Origin of the sequence: Streptomyces sp. NPDC000348 (genome assembly GCF_042898795.1) — a bacterium.
Lineage (GTDB): Bacteria > Actinomycetota > Actinomycetes > Streptomycetales > Streptomycetaceae > Streptomyces.
In genome coordinates, this window is the sequence record NZ_JBIAZD010000006.1 from 211,297 (window position 1) to 228,637 (window position 17,341).

The 17,341-nt window shown below is 72.0% G+C and carries 16 protein-coding genes; 9 read left to right on the plus strand and 7 right to left on the minus strand.

Going from position 1 to position 17,341, the window contains the following annotated elements; genetic code table 11:
• The first annotated feature begins 358 nt into the window (after positions 1-358).
• Positions 359-988 carry a DUF4253 domain-containing protein gene (locus ACFY3N_RS14705; RefSeq protein WP_390817036.1) on the plus strand — a complete coding sequence of 210 codons (630 nt, stop codon included), beginning with the start codon at positions 359-361 and terminating at the stop codon, positions 986-988.
• A gap of 274 nt (positions 989-1,262) precedes the next feature.
• Complete coding sequence (locus ACFY3N_RS14710) at positions 1,263-2,336, plus strand: hypothetical protein (protein WP_390817037.1); 1,074 nt, start codon at positions 1,263-1,265, stop codon at positions 2,334-2,336.
• 27 nt (positions 2,337-2,363) lie between these two features.
• Here the strand turns inward: ACFY3N_RS14710 and ACFY3N_RS14715 are convergent, their stop codons facing one another.
• The 3 genes from ACFY3N_RS14715 to ACFY3N_RS14725 are packed head-to-tail and all read right to left on the minus strand — an operon-like array spanning position 2,364 to position 4,498.
• Positions 2,364-2,783, minus strand: coding sequence for a hypothetical protein (locus ACFY3N_RS14715; RefSeq protein ID WP_390817038.1), 420 nt, complete (start codon positions 2,781-2,783; stop codon positions 2,364-2,366).
• The gene (locus ACFY3N_RS14720; RefSeq protein ID WP_390817039.1) at positions 2,780-3,259 is read right to left on the minus strand and encodes a hypothetical protein; all 480 of its coding nucleotides are present in this window, start codon (positions 3,257-3,259) and stop codon (positions 2,780-2,782) included. The genes ACFY3N_RS14715 and ACFY3N_RS14720 overlap by 4 nt, the downstream gene beginning before the upstream one ends.
• 33 nt (positions 3,260-3,292) lie before the next feature.
• Entirely contained in the window at positions 3,293-4,498 is a 1,206-nt protein-coding gene (locus ACFY3N_RS14725) for an erythromycin esterase family protein (RefSeq protein WP_390817040.1), read from the minus strand.
• A gap of 58 nt (positions 4,499-4,556) precedes the next feature.
• Between ACFY3N_RS14725 and ACFY3N_RS14730 the strand changes: the two genes are divergently transcribed.
• On the plus strand, positions 4,557-5,279 hold the full coding sequence (locus ACFY3N_RS14730) for a TioE family transcriptional regulator (RefSeq protein WP_390817041.1): 723 nt from the start codon (positions 4,557-4,559) through the stop codon (positions 5,277-5,279).
• 262 nt (positions 5,280-5,541) lie between these two features.
• On the opposite strand, the gene ACFY3N_RS14735 is transcribed toward ACFY3N_RS14730, so the two are convergent.
• Entirely contained in the window at positions 5,542-5,940 is a 399-nt protein-coding gene (locus ACFY3N_RS14735) for a hypothetical protein (protein WP_390817042.1), read from the minus strand.
• Between the two features lie 109 nt (positions 5,941-6,049).
• Positions 6,050-7,708: an N-6 DNA methylase gene (locus ACFY3N_RS14740; protein WP_390817043.1), complete on the minus strand. Its 1,659-nt coding sequence runs from the start codon at positions 7,706-7,708 to the stop codon at positions 6,050-6,052.
• A gap of 179 nt (positions 7,709-7,887) precedes the next feature.
• Here ACFY3N_RS14740 and ACFY3N_RS14745 point away from each other — a divergent pair, with 179 nt between their 5' ends.
• The 6 genes from ACFY3N_RS14745 (at position 7,888) to ACFY3N_RS14770 (ending at position 16,352) form a co-directional block, all read left to right on the plus strand.
• The gene (locus ACFY3N_RS14745) at positions 7,888-8,406 is read left to right on the plus strand and encodes a hypothetical protein (RefSeq protein ID WP_390817044.1); all 519 of its coding nucleotides are present in this window, start codon (positions 7,888-7,890) and stop codon (positions 8,404-8,406) included.
• Complete coding sequence (locus ACFY3N_RS14750) at positions 8,406-9,800, plus strand: hypothetical protein (protein ID WP_390817045.1); 1,395 nt, start codon at positions 8,406-8,408, stop codon at positions 9,798-9,800. The genes ACFY3N_RS14745 and ACFY3N_RS14750 overlap by 1 nt, the downstream gene beginning before the upstream one ends.
• Entirely contained in the window at positions 9,797-11,209 is a 1,413-nt protein-coding gene (locus ACFY3N_RS14755; protein ID WP_390817046.1) for a VWA domain-containing protein, read from the plus strand. The genes ACFY3N_RS14750 and ACFY3N_RS14755 overlap by 4 nt, the downstream gene beginning before the upstream one ends.
• A gap of 50 nt (positions 11,210-11,259) precedes the next feature.
• Positions 11,260-12,384 carry an AAA family ATPase gene (locus ACFY3N_RS14760; RefSeq protein WP_390817047.1) on the plus strand — a complete coding sequence of 375 codons (1,125 nt, stop codon included), beginning with the start codon at positions 11,260-11,262 and terminating at the stop codon, positions 12,382-12,384.
• Entirely contained in the window at positions 12,381-15,281 is a 2,901-nt protein-coding gene (locus tag ACFY3N_RS14765; RefSeq protein WP_390817048.1) for a hypothetical protein, read from the plus strand. Before ACFY3N_RS14760 ends, ACFY3N_RS14765 begins: the two co-directional genes overlap by 4 nt.
• A 177-nt stretch (positions 15,282-15,458) precedes the next feature.
• Positions 15,459-16,352 (plus strand): hypothetical protein, encoded by an 894-nt coding sequence (locus ACFY3N_RS14770; protein ID WP_390817049.1) that lies wholly within the window; start codon positions 15,459-15,461, stop codon positions 16,350-16,352.
• 140 nt (positions 16,353-16,492) lie between these two features.
• Here the strand turns inward: ACFY3N_RS14770 and ACFY3N_RS14775 are convergent, their stop codons facing one another.
• Together ACFY3N_RS14775 and ACFY3N_RS14780 are read right to left on the minus strand one after the other, a co-directional pair.
• On the minus strand, positions 16,493-16,753 hold the full coding sequence (locus tag ACFY3N_RS14775) for a hypothetical protein (RefSeq protein WP_390817050.1): 261 nt from the start codon (positions 16,751-16,753) through the stop codon (positions 16,493-16,495).
• A gap of 202 nt (positions 16,754-16,955) precedes the next feature.
• Positions 16,956-17,147 (minus strand): hypothetical protein, encoded by a 192-nt coding sequence (locus ACFY3N_RS14780; protein WP_390817051.1) that lies wholly within the window; start codon positions 17,145-17,147, stop codon positions 16,956-16,958.
• Positions 17,148-17,341 lie beyond the last annotated feature (194 nt).

The window sequence follows — 17,341 nt, forward strand, 5'->3', positions numbered from 1 at the left end:
ATCGGGGGCGCAATGGGGCGGGGCGGGAACACCATCACCCGTACCGCGCCGGAGCGATCCGCCCCCTGGCTCGCTGACGCGGGCCTGCTGCGGAGCCGGCCCGCTGTCGCCCCCTTCCTCAGCGCGAGGCGCACCGCCTCCTCCGCGGCGCGGTGAATCCTGGAGGAGCTGTCAAGGGACCCCGACAAGGCGTCAGTGGCCTGTGGTTCAAGACACCGTTTCCGATGGCTCTGTCAGAGGTGCCGCGTAAATTTCGCTCGTGCCCGAATCCTTGAGTGAAGATCTCAGACAGTTGTTGGACGCCTTGCCGCCTGGTCGGTTGGTGGGGCCGTGTCGTGCCCCGTATCCGATGGTGTGGATGAGCGACGGACCGGTCATGGACGCGGCCGACTGGTGGAAGCGTCTCTACACACGACGTCATGAGACCGGCCTCTACCCGATACTGCTGGAGTACCCCGATGACTCACTCGAGCCGGTGGGCGGTGACCACGGAGCCGGCATCGATGCCGTCTCGTACTTCCGGAGCCAGTGGACGGACGATTTCTGGTTGCCGTTCCAGGGGTGGCCCGGTCTCGCGAGGCCTGCGGCGGCGTTGACCGACGTCGACGTGTGCGCGGGTGAAGTGGCGTCCGCTGTCGTCCGCGACGGCCGAGCCCGGTGTCTCGCACTCGTCCAGGTCACGCGGGGCGCTGATGCGCCGGCCGCCCTGAGCTGGCTGGGAATGACGAATCACATGACCGCGCAGGAGCTGTCAGCGGTGCTGCGCTCCTGGGAGGACCGGTTCGGTCTGCGTGTCGTGGGCTTCGGGCACGGAAGCCTGTACGTCTCTGTTGCCGCTCGGCCGACGGATGTCCACCAGGCCCAGATCCTCACTGCGGAGCACTACCTGGCCTGCCCTGACGTGTTCCACGTGGATCCCGACCTGGACTGGTCCACGTACCCCGAGGACCTCATGAAGCGTCGCGAATGGTGGTTCTGGTGGGACTGAGAATCTTCCACCGGGTGAGGCGGGGGCGGCAGATGAGCAGGGCGGCAATGCATGTGTACAGCACGCCGGAACCGGAGCTTCATGCGCTCCTTCCGGGTTCCAGGTCAGTCGTCGGGAACACGTTTGCGAGAGGTGACGTCCGCGGGGCATACTCCGTCTCCCCCCACCTGTCCCAGCCGTGTGTCTCCCCGTGAAGGACTCTGCCCCGATGGGTGTACTCGTGTGTGCGCAAGGCTCCGTGGTGGGCGCCGTCTCCCTGGACGGTGCGTGACTCGTGGAGATCGCCCGTATCGTCGTCGTCGCGCTCGTCGTCGCGGTCGGTGTCGCCTACTACCGGCGGCTCATGAACGGCCCTTCCTCCTCCAGGCGTTCGTCACGGAGGGCCGAGGCGTTGGGCTTTCTGCCGCAGTCCGGGCAGAACACCCGGCAGGCGGCCGCCGATGCCGAGTTGGAGCGGGCCAAGACCGCAGCCGCTTCGGGTCGTTGGGAGCCGGCGGCGCGGCTGCTGGCCCGGACCGGGGAGCAGCGGGACTGGGCGCGTCGTTCGTTCTACGCCGACGCGCTCGGTTCGCACCGGGCCGCGCGTCCGGACGGCTGGCTGGACGCGTGGGAGGCGGCGGTCGGGCCGGACGACCCGGACGTGGCGCTGGTGCGGGCGCGGGCGACGGTGTCCCTGGCCTGGCATCTGCGGGGCGGTGGCTGGGCGAAGGACACCAGCCGGGAGCAGTTCGCCGGTTTCCACGGCACGTTGGCGCGTGCGCCCCGGTTGAACGCACGGGCGGCGGAGTTGAACCCGGACGACCCCTCGCCGTACGTCTCCGAGATCTGGACCGCGCTCGGTCTCGGTTACCCGCAGGAGAGGATGCGCCGGATCTGGGAGGAGGTCACCGCCCGGGACCCGTACCACTACGGCGCGCACTGCGCGGCGCTGCAGTACTGGTGCGCGAAGTGGCGCGGCTCGGAGGACCTCGCCGTGTCGTTCGCCCGCCGGGCCGTGGCCGGGGCGCCGCGCGGCAGCCTGCTCAACGCGCTGCCGCTGATCGCGTGGTACGAGCACCGCGACGACGACGCGGAGGAGGACGACTTCCGGGCGTCCTACGTGGTCGCCATGGTCGACGCGGCCCTGGCGGACGTGGCCGCGGCCCCGCCGGACCACCCGGACACGGCGTCCGTACGGCACCTGCTGGCCTACTTCCTGACCCGGCAGGGCCGCCACGAAGCGGCGTTGCGGCAGTTCCGGCTGGTCGACGGCTATGTGGACGCCCTGCCGTGGCGGTACTGGCAGGACCCGGCCGCCGTGTACTGCCTGTGGCGGAACCGGGCGGTCGAGGGCGTGCGGCGGAGCTGACCGCCCTCACTGCGGCGCCGTTGCGGGTCAGCGCCCCTGGCGCAGGAGCGACACCGGTTCCCGCAGGGCGTGCCGCAGTCCCGCCGCGAGCGGTACGACCGTGACGGCGAAGAAGACCCAGAACAGGAACTCGGCGCCGGGCGCGAGGTCGTGGACGGTACCGTCCTCCCAACGGCAGTAGGCGCGCGGCGGGAACGGGGTGGAGACGCCCGAGACCTTTCCGTCCCCGAGGATGCCCTCGCGCATCGGCTCACTGGGGCAGGGGGCGGTCTCCGGGAACAGGAAGGCGTCGTCCGCCGTCATGATCACGGCCCAGGTCACGGCGCCGAGCGGCACCGACCAGAACACCGCGGTCCGCACCCACCACGGCAGCAGCGGATGCGCCAGCAGCCCGCGCAGCGCTACCCAGCCGACCACGAGCCCTGCGAAGACCGGGAGCAGCGTCATGACACCACCGCGGTCCTCTTCCGGGCACGGAACCCGGATGCGCAGCCCGCGCCGGTGACGAGCAGGGCGGCGGTCAGGGCGAGGGACGCGGACGCCCGGTTCATCCACACGTAGTCGGGATCGCTGGAGTAGAGGGTGCCGTCGTCACGGACACAGTCGAAGCGGAGCGGCAGGTACGCGGACCGGTGGTGGGACAGGCCCTGTGTCGTCTCGGCGTCGAAGCCGTCGCGGCAGGCCGGGGCGGGGATCGAGTCCGCGCCGTCGCCGAACGCCTGCTCCGACGCCATGACGGAGAAGAATCCCAGGGAGTAGACGGCCGCGGCCGCCCACGCGGCCGTTGCCGCCGTACGGCGCAGCAGACGCGTCGCCCAGGGCTGGGGCCGACCGGGCAACGCCATCGCGACGGCCCCCGCTGCGGCGACGAGCGCGCCGACGGCGCAGACCACGGACAGACCCAGCCCCAGCAGCACGCCCACCACTCCCCCTTTGAGCCCCGTGTCACGAAGACCCTAGCCCCGCGGGACGTCCCTGACGTAGACGACCCCGTCGGTCCGGGGCAGGTGGGCCGGGTCGAGCGGGGCGTAGCCGAAGTACGGGGAGACCCGGGGAGCGGGGCGCGTGCCGGCGAGGACGGAGGCCAGCCGGGGGGCGTCGACGACGCAGCGGTCCTCCGGGAGGGCGTACAGGACTCCTTCGAGGGTGTCCGGGGGCGGGGTGTCCACCCCGTGGTGCCGGAGCGTGCCGAGGGCCGTGGCCAGGAAGGCGTACCGTTCGCCGAGCCGGGCGCTCACGAGGGCGCCGGCGCTCCACCACTCCAGCAGCGGGTGGTCCCACATGCGCATCGTGCTCCTGTCTCGCTGGAGGTGGCTGTTGTGGGCGTGGACGAGCGTCGGGCCCCGGTCGGCGAGGGCGAGGAGGTTGCCGGCCATCATGGCGTCCCGGGTGGCCAGCAGGCGGGTCATGCGGGCCGGTGAGGTGTCGGCCGTCCAGTGGTGGTAGCGCAGCAGGCCCGTGGCGGTACGGCCGTACAGGTGCGCACGGTCCCGGTCCTCCCGCGAGGCCGCGGTGATCAGGCGGGGCGTCTGTGTGTCGAGCAGCGCCACCAGGTCGTCGGTGAGCAGCCGTAGTTCCCCGGCCTCGGCCGAGCGGCCCACGGACCGGGACGGGTCCGTCATGACGGCCTGGTCCGTCCACGGCTCGTCGGGGCCGAGCAGGCGGTCGAGGGTCTCCGCGGTGCAGGGCAGCAGGTCCGCGTCGACGTGGGCCGCGAGGTGGTCGTGGAGTGCGGTGAGGGACTGCCGGGGGCTCTCGGCTCCGGTGATCTCCAGCGGGCCGTCGAAACCGGCGAAGCGGAGCCGCTCCGGCGCGGGCCGGTCCTCGTTGTACTCCCGCATCCAGCGGACCAGTTCGCGGTTGCCCGGGAACGCTCCCCATCCGTGGCTGAATCCGTGCTCCATGACCTCGTCGAGGGTGCCCGTGCCCGACGTGACGTAGGCGTCCACGACCAGTCCCCTCAGGCAGTCGCTCTCGATCGCGATCGTCCGGTGGCCCTCCTCCTCGACGAGCTGCCGGAAGAGGTCGTTGCGCAGGCCGAGCAGGGCCTCCTCACCGTGGGTGGGCTCGCCCAGGGCGAGGAGGCGCGGGCGGGCCGGAAGCAGTCCCATGACGGCCGCGGCCTCGACGGCATGGGCGATGTCCCTGATGTCGGTTGCCATGCCTTCAACGGTATCGTTGAACTGACGGTGGAAACTTGGGCGCGGTATCGTGCGCCGTGTGGGGCGCAACCTTCAAAGCGGTGAGAAACTCAGACCGGTCGACCTGGCACGGCGGCACGGTCTGTCCACGCAGGCCGTCAGGAACTACGAGGAGGCCGGCATCCTCCCCGCCGCCGGCCGCACGGCGACCGGCTATCGCACCTACACCCCGCTGCACGCACGTGCCCTGCGCGCGTTCCTCGCCCTGGTGCCCGGGCACGGTCACCGGACGGCGACGGCGGTCATGCAGGCGGTGAACCGGGGCGCCGCCGACGAGGCGTTCCGCCTGATCGACGGGAGCCACGCCCAACTGCTCCGCGACCGGGAGACGCTTCGGGCCGTGGAGAGCGCCCTGCGCGACCTCCCGCCCCCCGCGGACACCGTGGCGCCCCGCCCCCGCCGCACGTTCATCGGACCGCTGGCCGGGGAGCTCGGCATCCGGCCGGCGACGCTGCGCAAGTGGGAGGAGGCCGGGCTCGTGCGGCCGCGCCGCGACCCGCTGACCGGGTACCGCGTCTACGACGAGGCCGATGTGCGCGACGCGCGGCTGGCCCACCAGCTCAGGCGCGGGGGCTACCTGCTGGAGCAGATCGCCCCGCTGATCGCGCAGGTGCGGGCGGCCGGCGGGCTGGAGCCGTTGGAGGGCGCGCTGCGCGACTGGCACGGCCGGCTGTCCGCCCGCGGACGGGCCATGCTGAGCGGGGCGGCCGAGCTGGAGGCGTACCTCCGGGCACGCGGCTGAGGAGAGCCGGACGGCCTTCGCCCGGTACCGGGCCACGGAGACGGCCGCCCGGCACACGAGCGGACACGGGGCCGTCGGGCATCCGGAGGCCGGTGACGTCGTGCTCGACCGCGGCGTCCCGATCGTCCCCGGTGCGGGCCTGCGCGTGGTCATCCGTACGGCGCCGCCCGTCAGGAGATCCGGCTTCTCCGCGTCGGATCCGGCTTCTCCGCGTCACGGGTGGCCGTGCCGCCACCCGGCTCCCCCGGCGGGCCGCGCCGCGCTACAGTCCCGCCCGTGCCAGCAGGACCGGCAGGGCCTCCGGTTTCACCTTCTGTACCGATCTCACCTGGCCCAGGCCCAGTTCCTCGCGGCGCACCGGGTCGCGGTACAGCGCCTTCGTCGCCTCGGTCAGCAGGGTCACGGGGACCAGGAAGGGGGCACCGGGGTCCTCGTCGTCCGGCCGGGGCTCCGCGTCGACCTCGGCCACCGCGGCGACCGCCGACCGGGGCGGCGCGAAGAAGAACCAGAGGCGGTCGCCCGGCCCCATGCGGTTGCGGCGGCTGAGCCAGAGTTCCAGCTCCGGTTCCTCTTCCGCCAGTCGCAGCATCGTCTCCTGGTCGGACGGTTCCCCGTCCAGCGTGTCCCTGCGCGGATCGAGGATGTAGATCCAGTCCGCCATGGAATCCCCTTCGGTCAGGACGCTCGGCCCGCGTGAAGACGCATCGGTGCAGCGACTCATGGTGCCAGAGACCCGGGGGATGCGCGTACACGTTTTCGACACGAAGGTGTCAGGTGCCGGGTTTCAGCGCACCGTTGCCGAGTCCGTCCCGCGCCAGTGCCGCGATCTGCCGGCTGAGTTCCGCGACCCGCCGCGACCGCTCCTCGAACTCGCGCAGCGCGTGGAAGGCCGCCCCGTACGCGCGCTGCGCGGTGATGTCCATCTGCGGGATGCGGGCGCCCTTGCTGTCGAGCCGGAAGGTGCCGCTGACGGTGGTGGAGCGGCGGCTGTTGGCGGCGCTGTGCAGGAAGCCCTGGAGGAAGTCCGTGTCGAGCTGGTCGCTGACCGAGACCGGTTCCGGGTCCGCGTACTCGACCAGCCCGGCCCTGATCAGGTCGGCGACGCCGACGCTGGGGCCGTCCAGGGCGCCGGCGCCCTCGCCGGCGACCAGAACGGGGAGGAGCTCGGCCAGGCGCCGCACCTGTTCGGTCAGCTCCTGGCGCAAGGTGTCGTACTCGGTCACGTAGTCGCGGTGGGACTCCTCGACGTGACGGCTCGGGGTGAGGTCGACCAGGTCGTCGAGCAGGTCGATCTGGGGGACTTCGGTGATCTGCTGGGGCCGCGGCTCCAGGGGGTCGTCCGGGTCGTTGGACGTGAGGTCCACCATGCGTACGACGGTGGCCGCGTCGTCCGGTGTCCGCGGGCGCCGCAGATGCCACAGGTGCACGGGGAGGGAGTGCGCGGCGGCCGTGCCCGGGGCCAGCGCGGTGACCTGGGTGAGGATGCCCCGGCGGACGAGCTCGGCCCGGATGCGGCGGCCGGCCTTGCGGTAGGCCACCGAGGCGGGCATGACCATGATGAGACGGCCACCGGGCGCGGTGTGCGCGTAGGCGTGCTGGAGCCAGGCGAGTTCGCCCTCCGCGCGGGAGGGGGTGCCGAGCTCCCAGCGGGGGTCGAGGAGGAGTTCCTCCCGCCCCCAGTCGGTGTCGCTGACCGGCGGGTCGCAGACGACGAGGTCGGCCTTGAGGTCGGGCCACGCGTCCGCGCGCAGGGAGTCACCCCGCTCGATCTCGGTACGGGCGTGTCCCGCGAGGTCGGCCCGCGCCTGCGCGAGCCGCGCGCTGCGGGCGTCCGCTTCCTGGCCGCACCGCCCGGCGCCCCGCCCGGCGCCGACGGCGAGCAGGAGGGTACCGATTCCGCAGGCCGGGTCGAACAGCACCGCGTCGGCCGCCACCTCACCCGCGAAGTGCCGGACGGCCCGGACCACCCGGGGCGAGGTCACCTGGTCCGAACCCGCACGGCGCACGGACTCCGTGAAACGCTCGGCGAGGCCGTTCACCACGTCCGCGGCGGAACCGCCGCCGGCCATGTGACGGGCGAGCCGGACCGCCTGCTCGGGCAGCGCGGCCGGCGCCTCCCCGCCGGGGTCGGCGAGGGCCTGCGCGATGTCCGCGATCCCGCCGAGGATGTCGTCGCCGTAGGCCCCCCGCAGCACCTGCCACAACTGGACCTCGTCGGTGACGTCCTGCCCCTTGCTCTGCTTGTCCAGCCAGGCCCGCACCTCGGCCAGGTCGAAGAGCGGACTGTTGGCGCCGCCGCCGACGGGCGCCGGGAAGTCGTCGTACCGCCGCCGCCAGTTCGACACGGCGGCACGGGTGACACCCGCGATACGGGCGATCTCGGAACCGGTGACCAACGGGTCAGCCGGTGTGGCCGGGGTCTGTGGCATACCGACTACGGTACACAGCGCCCCGGTCGCGCATCAATGAAAGTCGGCCGTTGACGACGTCAACGATGATCGTCCCGCCCGCCGCCCCCGCGCCCGTCCCGCGCCGGGGGCGTTGTCAGTGGCCGCCGATAGCTTGATCCCGTTGCGCCGCTCTGGCGTTGACGTCCCCTTTCGCATGCATGGGAGATGGTGCGTTGTCGGTCCGGGAGAAGTCGAGCACGGCGCGGGTGGTGCCGCCCGCGCTGCCGCGGAAGCTCGCGAAGGTGCCGTTCGTGGAGCTGGCCGACGGACGGTTGCAGGGCGTGGTGTCCAGCGGGTCGGACATCGGGCGGGTGTACGTGTCGTCCGTCGGGGCGGGGACGTACGCGTTCGCGTGCAGCACCAACAACAACCGGCCCTGCGGCGGGGCGCGCGGAGGGTTCTGCAACCACATACGCGCGCTCGTCGGTGAGGCCGTGCTGCAGTACGGCGCCGAACGGGTGGCCCGGTACCTGAAGGTCGAGGTCGACGGGGAGGCGCCCGACGGGGACTCCGTCACCCGCGCGATGACCGCCACGCGGCCCGCGCAGGACGGCGGTTCGGCCGCGGCGCAGGTGTTCAGCCGGTTCCTGCGGCACCTGGCCTATCTCGAATTCGAGCCGACCACCGCCCCGTTGCCCGAGATGCAGTGGTTCCCGACGACGAGGGCGGTGGCGTGATGCGTGCCGATCTGCTGCACGACACCGTCGACGGGCTCGACGAGGCCCTCGCCGCCGTGGACGGGTTCGACGAGGCCCTCGTCGCCGGTCTGCTGCGTCCGCAGCCCGCCCGGGCGGGCGGGCTGGCCGCTCTCGCCGCGGCCGTCGCCGGGTCGCCGCTGGCGGCGCGGGCCGCCGAGGCGGCCGAGAAGACGGCCGCCGGGGCCGCGGGCGAGGACCACTTCGTGGCACTCGCGGCCGCGCGCACCGCGCTGCTCGGCTCCGTGCACGACGCGCTCGTCCTGCGGGCCGAGGAGGCCGTCGGGCGGGCGCGGGCCGCGGAGAGCGGCACGGCCGCGTCCGGCGCGGCGGAGCACGCGGTCAACCTGCACGCCGCCGCCCGTGGCTGGCTCTGCGATCTCGCGCGGGCCGGCTGGCACGGCATCGACCACGAGCTGGTCGCCGGCGCCGCGCCCGTCGTGTCCGCCATGCTGCCCGACCCGGCACTGCGCCGCCTGGCCACGCTGCTCGACGGCTTCGCCGCCGAACTCGCCGCCTCCTGTCCCGGGGCGTCCCTGGAGCACGTTCCCGTACGCCGGTGGGCGGACCTGTGGTCGCGCGCCCTGCTGCTGACCCTGCCCGGCGCGGCGTCCGCCCCCGCGGCCGGCGAGGCGACCGGGCGTCTGCTGCCCCTCGGTGTCGACGTGCAGGAGCACGCCACCGCCGTACAGGCCCAGGTGCACGCGGTGTTCGAGCCGGCGGACGGTGGCACGCCGAGGCTGGTGCGGGCCTCGGTGTCCACGCCGAAGCCCGACACCGTCGTCGGGGCGGGGCTGTGGCAGTTGCTCCGGCCGCACCTGTCCCTGCTGGCCGCCGTGGGCGAGGGGCACGCCATGGACCTCGACGCGATGCCCGTCACCGGTGAGGGCGATCTGGTCTGGGACGACGCACGGGCCCGCAGGGGCGAACCCGCCGAGGTCTTCGCCACCGCGCGGGTGGCGCTGCCCGCCGCCACCGCCTTCGCGACCGCTCCGCTCGACCGGCATCCGGCCCGGATCGCCGTGCCCGTCCTGCTGGAGGGGTACGCCGTGGAGGAGGACGGGCACGGGGTGGCGTTCCGGGTGGCCGGGCAGCGTCTCGCCGTCGACACCGACCGGGTTCCGGCCGCCGGTCCGCTCACCCCCGAGGTCGTCGCCTCGTCCGGGGCGTGCGTCGGGCTGCTGCGCTGGGACGACGGGGAGTTCCTGCTCCAGCCGCTCGCCGTGGAGCGGACGGTGCGGAAGAGGACCGTCGCCGTGCACGCCGGGGCCTGGGCCGGGGGTACGGCCGACAAGGCCGGCGTGCGCGCCGAGAAGGCCGCCACCGACGCCGTGACCGTGCTGCGCGAGCGCGCCGGAAGGCTGCTGCGGAAATGAGCGAGCCGACCATCGCGGGGGTCCCCGCACCCGATCCGGACGAGAACCGGCGGCAGGTGCTGTACTGGCGGCTGCTGGCCCGGCTCTTCGACCACGAGGAGCAGGCCGGCCTGGAGTCCGCGAGTCTGGCCGTGGTCGAGGACGTCGGCCTGCCGGCCGCGCTGCTGGATCCGCAGGCGTCCGTCGACTCCGTCGTGCAGCGGCACCCGGAGCTGGCCGCCGAGTTCGACGGGCTGATGACGCCCGCGCCGGACGAGGACGGTGCGCGGGACCGGGCCGCCGAGGTGCGGCGCGCGGCGCTCGCCTCGAAGGTGCTGCTGAACGTCTTCGCGTCCGGCTCGGGCACCGTCACCGCCGAGCAACTGGCTCGCTGGCAGTCGGACGCGGGCCGGCTGGAGCGGGCGCTGGGCTGCCGGCCCGGTGAGCTGCGCGGCGGACGCCCCCGGGGAGCCGGAGGGGGCGTCGGCCCGACCGGCACCGGCTTCGGCGGCCCCGCGCCCGACCTCAGCCGGCTGATCCCGGAGATCGGGCCGGAGCTGGGCTCCATCGAGGCCGGTCTCGTCAAGCGCATGCACCTGCGTGAGGTGCTGGCCGACCCCGCGCTGGCCTCCCGGCTGACGCCGAGCATGTCGCTGATCGAGCAGTTGCTGCGCGACAAGAACAACCTCTCCGGTGTCGCCCTCGCCAACGCCAAGGCACTGATCCGGCGTTACGTCGACGAGGTCACCGAAGTGCTGCGCACGCAGGTGGAGAAGGCCACGGTCGGTGAACTCGACCGGTCCGTCCCGCCCAAGCGCGTCTACCGCAACCTCGACCTCGACCGCACCATCTGGAAGAACCTCACCAACTGGGACCCGGAGGAGGAGCGGCTCTACGTCGACCGGCTCTACTACCGGCACACCAGCCGCAGGACGACGCCCCAGCGGCTGATCGTGGTCGTGGACCAGTCGGGCTCGATGGTGGACTCGATGGTCAACTGCACCATCCTGGCGTCCATCTTCGCCGGGCTGCCGAAGGTGGACGTCCACCTGATCGCGTACGACACGCAGGCGCTGGACCTCACGCCCTGGGCGCACGACCCGTTCGAGACGCTGCTGCGGACCAAGCTCGGCGGCGGCACCGACGGCACCGTCGCCATGGCGCTCGCCCGGCCGAAGATCGCCGAGCCGCGCAACACCGTCGTGGTGTGGATCTCCGACTTCTACGAATGGCGCACGGACGAGCTGTTCGAGAGCATGGCCGCCGTCCACCGCTCGGGGGCGAAGTTCATCCCGGTGGGTTCGGTGACCAGCTCCGGGCGCGGCAGCGTCAACCCGTGGTTCCGGGAGAAGTTCAAGGACCTCGGCACGCCGGTGATCTCCGGCCACATCAAGAAGCTCGTGCACGAACTCAAGACGTTCCTCACCTGATCACCGACCGCACCCTCGTTGTGATCACCGTACGGAAAGGCCTTCCCCTCATGTCCGACCTGCTGCGCGCCCCCGCCGAGATCAAGTACGCCGAGGAGCTCGACTGGCTGGAGTCGATCGACGACAACCCCAAGCCGTTCTCGTGGCGGCTCTCCCCGAAGATGGTCCGGCTGTTCATCCTCGGCTCCGAGCGGGCCGACGGACTGGACCGGGAGGTGTCGCAGAAGTGGTTCGGCGACCGCAGCTTCGTGGAGCGGTCGATCGTCACCCTCGCCTCCGACCGCGGCCTGCTGCTCATCGGTGACCCCGGCACGGGCAAGAGCTGGCTGGCCGAGCTGCTGTCCGCGGCGATCAGCCGCAACTCCACGCTGGTGGTGCAGGGCACGGCCGGCACCACCGAGGACCACATCAAGTACTCGTGGAACGTGTCGATGGTCATCGCCAAGGGCCAGTCGCGGGAGTCGATGATCCCCTCGCCGATCATGACCGCGATGGAGGCGGGCGCCATCGGCCGTTTCGAGGAGCTGACCCGTTCCACGAGCGACGTGCAGGACGCGCTGATCTCGATCCTGTCCGAGAAGTACATCTCCGTTCCCGAGCTGGAGAGCGGCGGCGGCGACGACAACATCGTGTTCGCCAGGCCCGGCTTCTCGATCATCGCCACGGCCAACAGCCGCGACCGGGGCGTCAACGACCTCTCGTCCGCGCTGAAGCGGCGCTTCAACTTCGTCCGCATCCCGGTGGTGACGAACAAGAGGAGCGAGGCGGAGATCGTCCGCTTCCGCACCGAGGAGCTGCTGCGCCGGCACTCGATCGAGCTGGACGTGCCGCCGACCCTGCTGGACGTGCTGCTGCAGAGCTTCGCCGACCTGCGCGCCTCCGCCGCGGCGGCCGGCAGCGACGACGAGAAGCTGGAGTCCGCGCTGTCCACGGCCGAGCAGATCGGCGTGCTGGAGGACGCGGTCCTGCACAGCAACTTCTTCGGTGAGCGCACCCTGACCGCCCGCGCCCTCGCCTCCTCGCTGGTCGGCTCGCTCACCCGGCGCGAGCCCGAGGACCTGGCCATCCTCAACAAGTACCTGCACGGTGTCGTCGAGCCGCGCAGCAAGGAGGAGGGCGGCTCCTGGCCCGAGTTCCTCGAGGGCGGCCGCGACGCGATCGCCACCCTGTCATGAGCAGGGCCCACGAGAGCGGCGTGTTCGCCGGGCTGCGCGGCCGGCTCCAGGACGCCGCCGCCACGTTCGCGGGCGGGCCCGACGCGCTGGAGGGCATCCTCCTCGGGATGGTCGACGACGTCGACCGGGCGGTGCGAGAGCCGCTGGAGATCTTCCCCGTCTGTCACCACTCCCCCGCGTCGGCGCTCGCCATGGCCCGCCGGCTGCGCGAGAAGCAGCCCAAGGTGGTGTACCTGGAGCTGTGCGAGGACATGGCGCCGCTCCTGACCGAGCTGCGCAACTGCCGGCTCCCGGTGGCGGTGCAGGCGTTCGCCGGTGACGTCGACGGCTTCCCGGCCGACTGGGCCCCGCTGTCGGTGGTGGCGCCGATCACGGAGGCGTCCGCCGAGTACCAGGCGATCGCGTACGCCCTGGACACCCCGGGCGTCGAACTGGTCCTCGTCGACCACTCGTCGGACCACGTCTTCCAGTGGGACCGGAGGGACGAGCGGGCCGAGGAGGGGTCCGAGCCTCCGGAGGAGGCCGGGACCGCGCTGCACGGCGAGGCCGTCGGCGTCGGGATCGGCGACCTGCGGCCGCGCTTCGCGGAGCTGGAGGAGCACCTGCTGCGCCACGGCAGGGTGCGGCACTGGTCGGAGTGGTGGCACCAGTACGTCGAGGTCCCCCTCGGGGACAGCGACCACGACACCTACCGCCAGGTCATGTTCCTCATCGGCAGCCTGTTCCGGCGGCTCGCCCCCGGTGAGGGGTCCCGGCTCCGGGTGGACGAGGACCGCGAGCGGTACATGTGGACCCGGATGCGCGAGCACCTGGCGGCGAGCGGCACGGACCCGGAGGACTGCCTGTACGTGTGCGGGGCGTTCCACGCGGCCAGCCGCGTCGAGGAGTTCGGCGTGCGGGGCCGTTCGGACACGTTCACGATCTCCCCGCGCACCGCCACCACCTGGCAGTACGGGCTGATCCCGTCCAGTCACGCGGCGATCGAGGCGCAGTTCGGCCTCGCCGCGGGCTCGGTGTCGATCGCGGCGACGGAGTGGGCGAAGGGCCTGAAGCGGACCCGGGTGAAGCCGTACGTGCTTCAGGGGCAGGCCGGGAGGAAGAAGTCCGCGGGCAAGAGGGCGGCCGTCGTGCCCGCTCCGCCGTCCGGTGCCGCCGCGGACAGGCTGTCGGGCTTCCTCCGCAGGCCGCCCGTGCTCGACGGGCTCGACGAGGCCGAACTGCTCGGCTGGTCGGTGGAGATCGTGCGGGCGGCCCGGCGCAACGGCTATCTCGCCTCGACCGCCGACGCCATCGCCGTCTTCGAGACGTCGATCCTGCTCGCCGGCATGCGGGACCGGGCCAAGCCGACGCCGTACGACTTCCAGGACGCCGCCGTCACCTGCATCGAGAAGGACAGCGTCCCGGGACGGCGGGACGTGCGGCGCCTCGTCGAGATCATGATGGGCGGCGACCGGATCGGGCAGGTCGGGTACGACTCGCTGCCGCCGCTCGCCCGCGATGTGTACGACCGGCTCGCACCGCTGGAGCTGAGGCTCGAGCAGCGCGGGGTGCGCCGGGCGCTGCTGGACATGGCCTCCCGGCCGGAACTGCGGGCGTGCTCCGACGTGCTGTGGATGCTGCGGCGTCTGCTGCCGCAGGGCGCGGCACGGCCGATCATGGGTGAACGGCGACTGGGTGAGCGGTCGATCCAGGAGTCGTGGGACCTGGCGCTCGGAACGCACCAGCGGGCCCTGATCGAGCTGGGCTACGAGGGCGTCAGCCTCGAGCAGGTCCTGGAGCAGCGGCTGCGGCGCGACGCGTACGGGCCGCAGGCGACCACGGCGACCGTACTGGCGGCCGTCGAGGACGCGCTCCTGTACCTGGGCGGCCACCGGCTCGCCGACGAACTCGGCACGCACGCGCTGAAGGTGCTCGCCGCCGAGCGGAGTGTCGACGGGGCGCCGGAGGTGCTGCGCCGGGTGCGTGCGCTGCTGGCGTACCACCGCACCGGTGAGCCGGTGCTGCCGGCGTGGATCGAGTCGTTCGTCAAGACCGGTTACGCCCACTACTGCACGCTGCTGCCGACGGCGTTCCAGGACGAGGACGCAACGGTGGGGCAGGTCGCGGCGATGCTCGGCTTCCTGTTCGGTATGGAGGGTCTGGCGCTGTCGCTGGGCTGCGACCGGACCCAGCTGGAGCTCGCGGTCGCCCAGTCCCACCCCGACGACCCGGCGAAGACGGCCCTGCTGTGGGCGGCGCAGGTGCAGCTCGGCACCCTGTCCCGGGCCGAACTGCGGGCGCGGTGCGACGGGCTGCTGGACAACCCGCTGGTGGTGCCCGCCTATCCGCGCTACCTCAGCGGCTTCGTGCACGCGCTGGGGCCCGTGCCGGGACTGGCGGACGTGGTCGTGGAGGCGGTGTCGAACGCGTTCGGACGCCTGCCGGACACGGTGCTGCTGCCGTGGCTGCCGCTGCTGATCACCACCCTGCGCTCCGGCGCGGCGGACCTCGCTCCTCTGCTGGTCCGCGAGGCCGGCCGGATCTTCCCGGGCCGGCTGGCGGAACTGGACGCGTGGGTGCCGCCGTGGCGGATGCCGGAGACGAACCCGTTCGCTGCCGAGCCCGTGCCCGCTGTCCCCCGTGGCGCGGCACTGCTCACGGCGCACCCGGCGGCGTGCGACGCGGTCGCGGAACTGCTGGGCTGCGACGACGGGTGGACACGGCCCGACGCCCCCGCTCCGTCCGGCACGGCGCTGCTGGCCGCGCACCCGGCGGCGTGCGACGCGGTGGCGGGGCTGCTCGGCTGCGACGGCGGCTGGGTGGCGGCGGCCGGTCCGTCCTCGCCGGGAGGTGCCGCGCTCACGGCTCGCCATCCGGAAACGGCGAAGGCCCTGGAGTCCCTGCTCATCAGCGCGTGACGGTGAGTGTCGGGTCCCGGTCCGCTGGGACCCGACCACGCTGAAGCCGGTTCAGTCCAAGGCGCACTATCCATCACTCAAAGGAGGAATAGCGCTCACCCGAGCGGATTCGTCCTCATTTTTTGGAAAACATTGGATCACCTTGGAAGTCAATGGCGAGATCGGTATGCTGCATGCATGACCTCGTCACTGGAAGACTTGGAGCAGCAGCTTGCGCAGCTGCGCGCCCAGCTACGCGAGGCCCGTCGCGCCCGTGACACCACCGCCGTCGCCCATATCCGCGGCGAGCTACGCAAGGTGGAGGTCGCATGGGAGCACGCGTTGGACGTCGAGGTAGCAGCCGACGCCGCGCCTGGGGAACAGCAGATCGCACTACGCCCCCTCACCCCGCCGGGAACGCGAGCAACGGCGCCCCCATCACGGTCGGCACCACGAGAGAAACGTTCCACTCAGGCAGCAGTGCCGATCCGTGAGCAGGTGCATCAAGCCCTCACCTTACTCGGCGCCCCGGCCTCTCCGAAGCTCATCTCCTCTGCATACGAGGCGTTCTTCGGCAAACCCCTCGTCGCGACCAAGCTCGCCTCCCTCCGCCGTGACGAGGAACGATCCTTCACTGCCCAGGGATACGCCCGGCCGTACTACATCTGCGCCGCCCTCACACACGACCGGCTCACACCCGCACGTGGCCTGCTGGCCGTGTCGGTGTGGCCGCTTCCGCGGCGCATCATGGGACCGCTCAGTCCACGTATGGACTTCCTCACCCATGCCATCGGTACGGCCGAGCAGATCCAGCGTCTCAACACAGCTGGTCATCCGCCGTCCGATGCAGCCTGGCAACTACTGCGCCGTTTCGCGCTCAATATCCCTGGCGCGCACGAGGGTGACACTCTCGATCCCGCCCGGGTGATCTCCGCGGCGCGCAACGAGATCGTGGTCCACCAGGAGTCGGACGACACTGCCCGAGACTCCGCCGCAGATCGCGCACGCACCCAACTCGACGATGTCCAGCAGCTCTTCGGCGCCGCACCGTTGCACAACACCCTGCGCGACACGGGCGGCGCAAGCAACTGATCGCCTGGTCGGAACACCCTGTCCGTGACGCTGCGCTCATACCGTGCCAGAACCCTCATAAGAAGAGAAGATGCCTCCGCAGCCCCCCGTTGGGCCTCCCAGCAGCCGGCTCACCACCCTGCGCGGGCCGCGCGCATCTGTCATGCGGTGCGCATGAGTTCCGCGTTGACGGCGTCGACCCGTGCGTACAGAGGCCCTCCGGTGACGATGTCCTCCCCCATGCCCCGGCGCCGTGGATCCACGTCGATCACGGTGACGAGCGCGTTACCGAGTCCGACCACTACCCACCAGAACCGCTCGTCCGCCCGTACCCGCCAGGTCGACTTCACCCACTTCCCGGTGTCTGTACGCACCTCGGCCGAGACCAGCTCCCAACTTTCCGGTTCGAAGCGGGTCAACATGTCCAGGGGTGCACCTCGCTGCTCCAGTCGATCGGTCACATGCCTGCCGTGGGCCTTCAGCCGTATCGGTTCGCTCAGGATGTGCCGGACCCGTGCGAAGAGGGAGTCGGGGCCTGACTCGACATGGAAGCGGGCTGTCTCGAAGCGGGGTGGCACCGGTGAGCTCCTTGCAACGGGCCGGCGGTTGTCGGCGGATACGTGATCAGCGGTGACGCCAGAGCTGGTGGAGCCGGAAGACCTCCATGCGCCAGTGCATCTCGAGGGACGTGCCCGGTACGCGCTCCCTGCCCAGGCTGTGGCGGATGTGTCGGTGGAGGCCGTGCGGTGACAGATCGGCACCGGCAACCAGCGCGGACAGCAACGGCTCGTTCACGGGTGTGTCGCCGTCGACCATCACGAGGATCTCTCCTTGGTCGTCCGCGGGTGTCCTCTTCGTCGAATCCCAAGATGGCCGGGGTCATCGAAGGCCGTCTCCTTGCTGCGCGCGCGAAGCCTTCCACCTGCGGTGATACCGCCTTGAGGCCACTCGTGGCGAAGTGTCGCATCCGTCCGTGGACCATGTCGATGGTCCGTGACGAGCAACGCATC

Coding starts and splice junctions, on each gene's coding strand:
- ACFY3N_RS14740 (WP_390817043.1), bottom strand. CDS start 7,708: ATGCCACAGACCCCGGCCACACCGGCTGACCCGTTGGTCACCGGTTCC.
- ACFY3N_RS14765 (WP_390817048.1), top strand. CDS start 12,381: ATGAGCAGGGCCCACGAGAGCGGCGTGTTCGCCGGGCTGCGCGGCCGG.
- ACFY3N_RS14770 (WP_390817049.1), top strand. CDS start 15,459: ATGACCTCGTCACTGGAAGACTTGGAGCAGCAGCTTGCGCAGCTGCGC.
- ACFY3N_RS14775 (WP_390817050.1), bottom strand. CDS start 16,753: ATGTTGACCCGCTTCGAACCGGAAAGTTGGGAGCTGGTCTCGGCCGAG.
- ACFY3N_RS14705 (WP_390817036.1), top strand. CDS start 359: ATGAGCGACGGACCGGTCATGGACGCGGCCGACTGGTGGAAGCGTCTC.
- ACFY3N_RS14725 (WP_390817040.1), bottom strand. CDS start 4,498: ATGGCAACCGACATCAGGGACATCGCCCATGCCGTCGAGGCCGCGGCC.
- ACFY3N_RS14745 (WP_390817044.1), top strand. CDS start 7,888: ATGGGAGATGGTGCGTTGTCGGTCCGGGAGAAGTCGAGCACGGCGCGG.
- ACFY3N_RS14715 (WP_390817038.1), bottom strand. CDS start 2,783: ATGACGCTGCTCCCGGTCTTCGCAGGGCTCGTGGTCGGCTGGGTAGCG.
- ACFY3N_RS14760 (WP_390817047.1), top strand. CDS start 11,260: ATGTCCGACCTGCTGCGCGCCCCCGCCGAGATCAAGTACGCCGAGGAG.
- ACFY3N_RS14780 (WP_390817051.1), bottom strand. CDS start 17,147: ATGGTCGACGGCGACACACCCGTGAACGAGCCGTTGCTGTCCGCGCTG.
- ACFY3N_RS14755 (WP_390817046.1), top strand. CDS start 9,797: ATGAGCGAGCCGACCATCGCGGGGGTCCCCGCACCCGATCCGGACGAG.
- ACFY3N_RS14750 (WP_390817045.1), top strand. CDS start 8,406: ATGCGTGCCGATCTGCTGCACGACACCGTCGACGGGCTCGACGAGGCC.
- ACFY3N_RS14735 (WP_390817042.1), bottom strand. CDS start 5,940: ATGGCGGACTGGATCTACATCCTCGATCCGCGCAGGGACACGCTGGAC.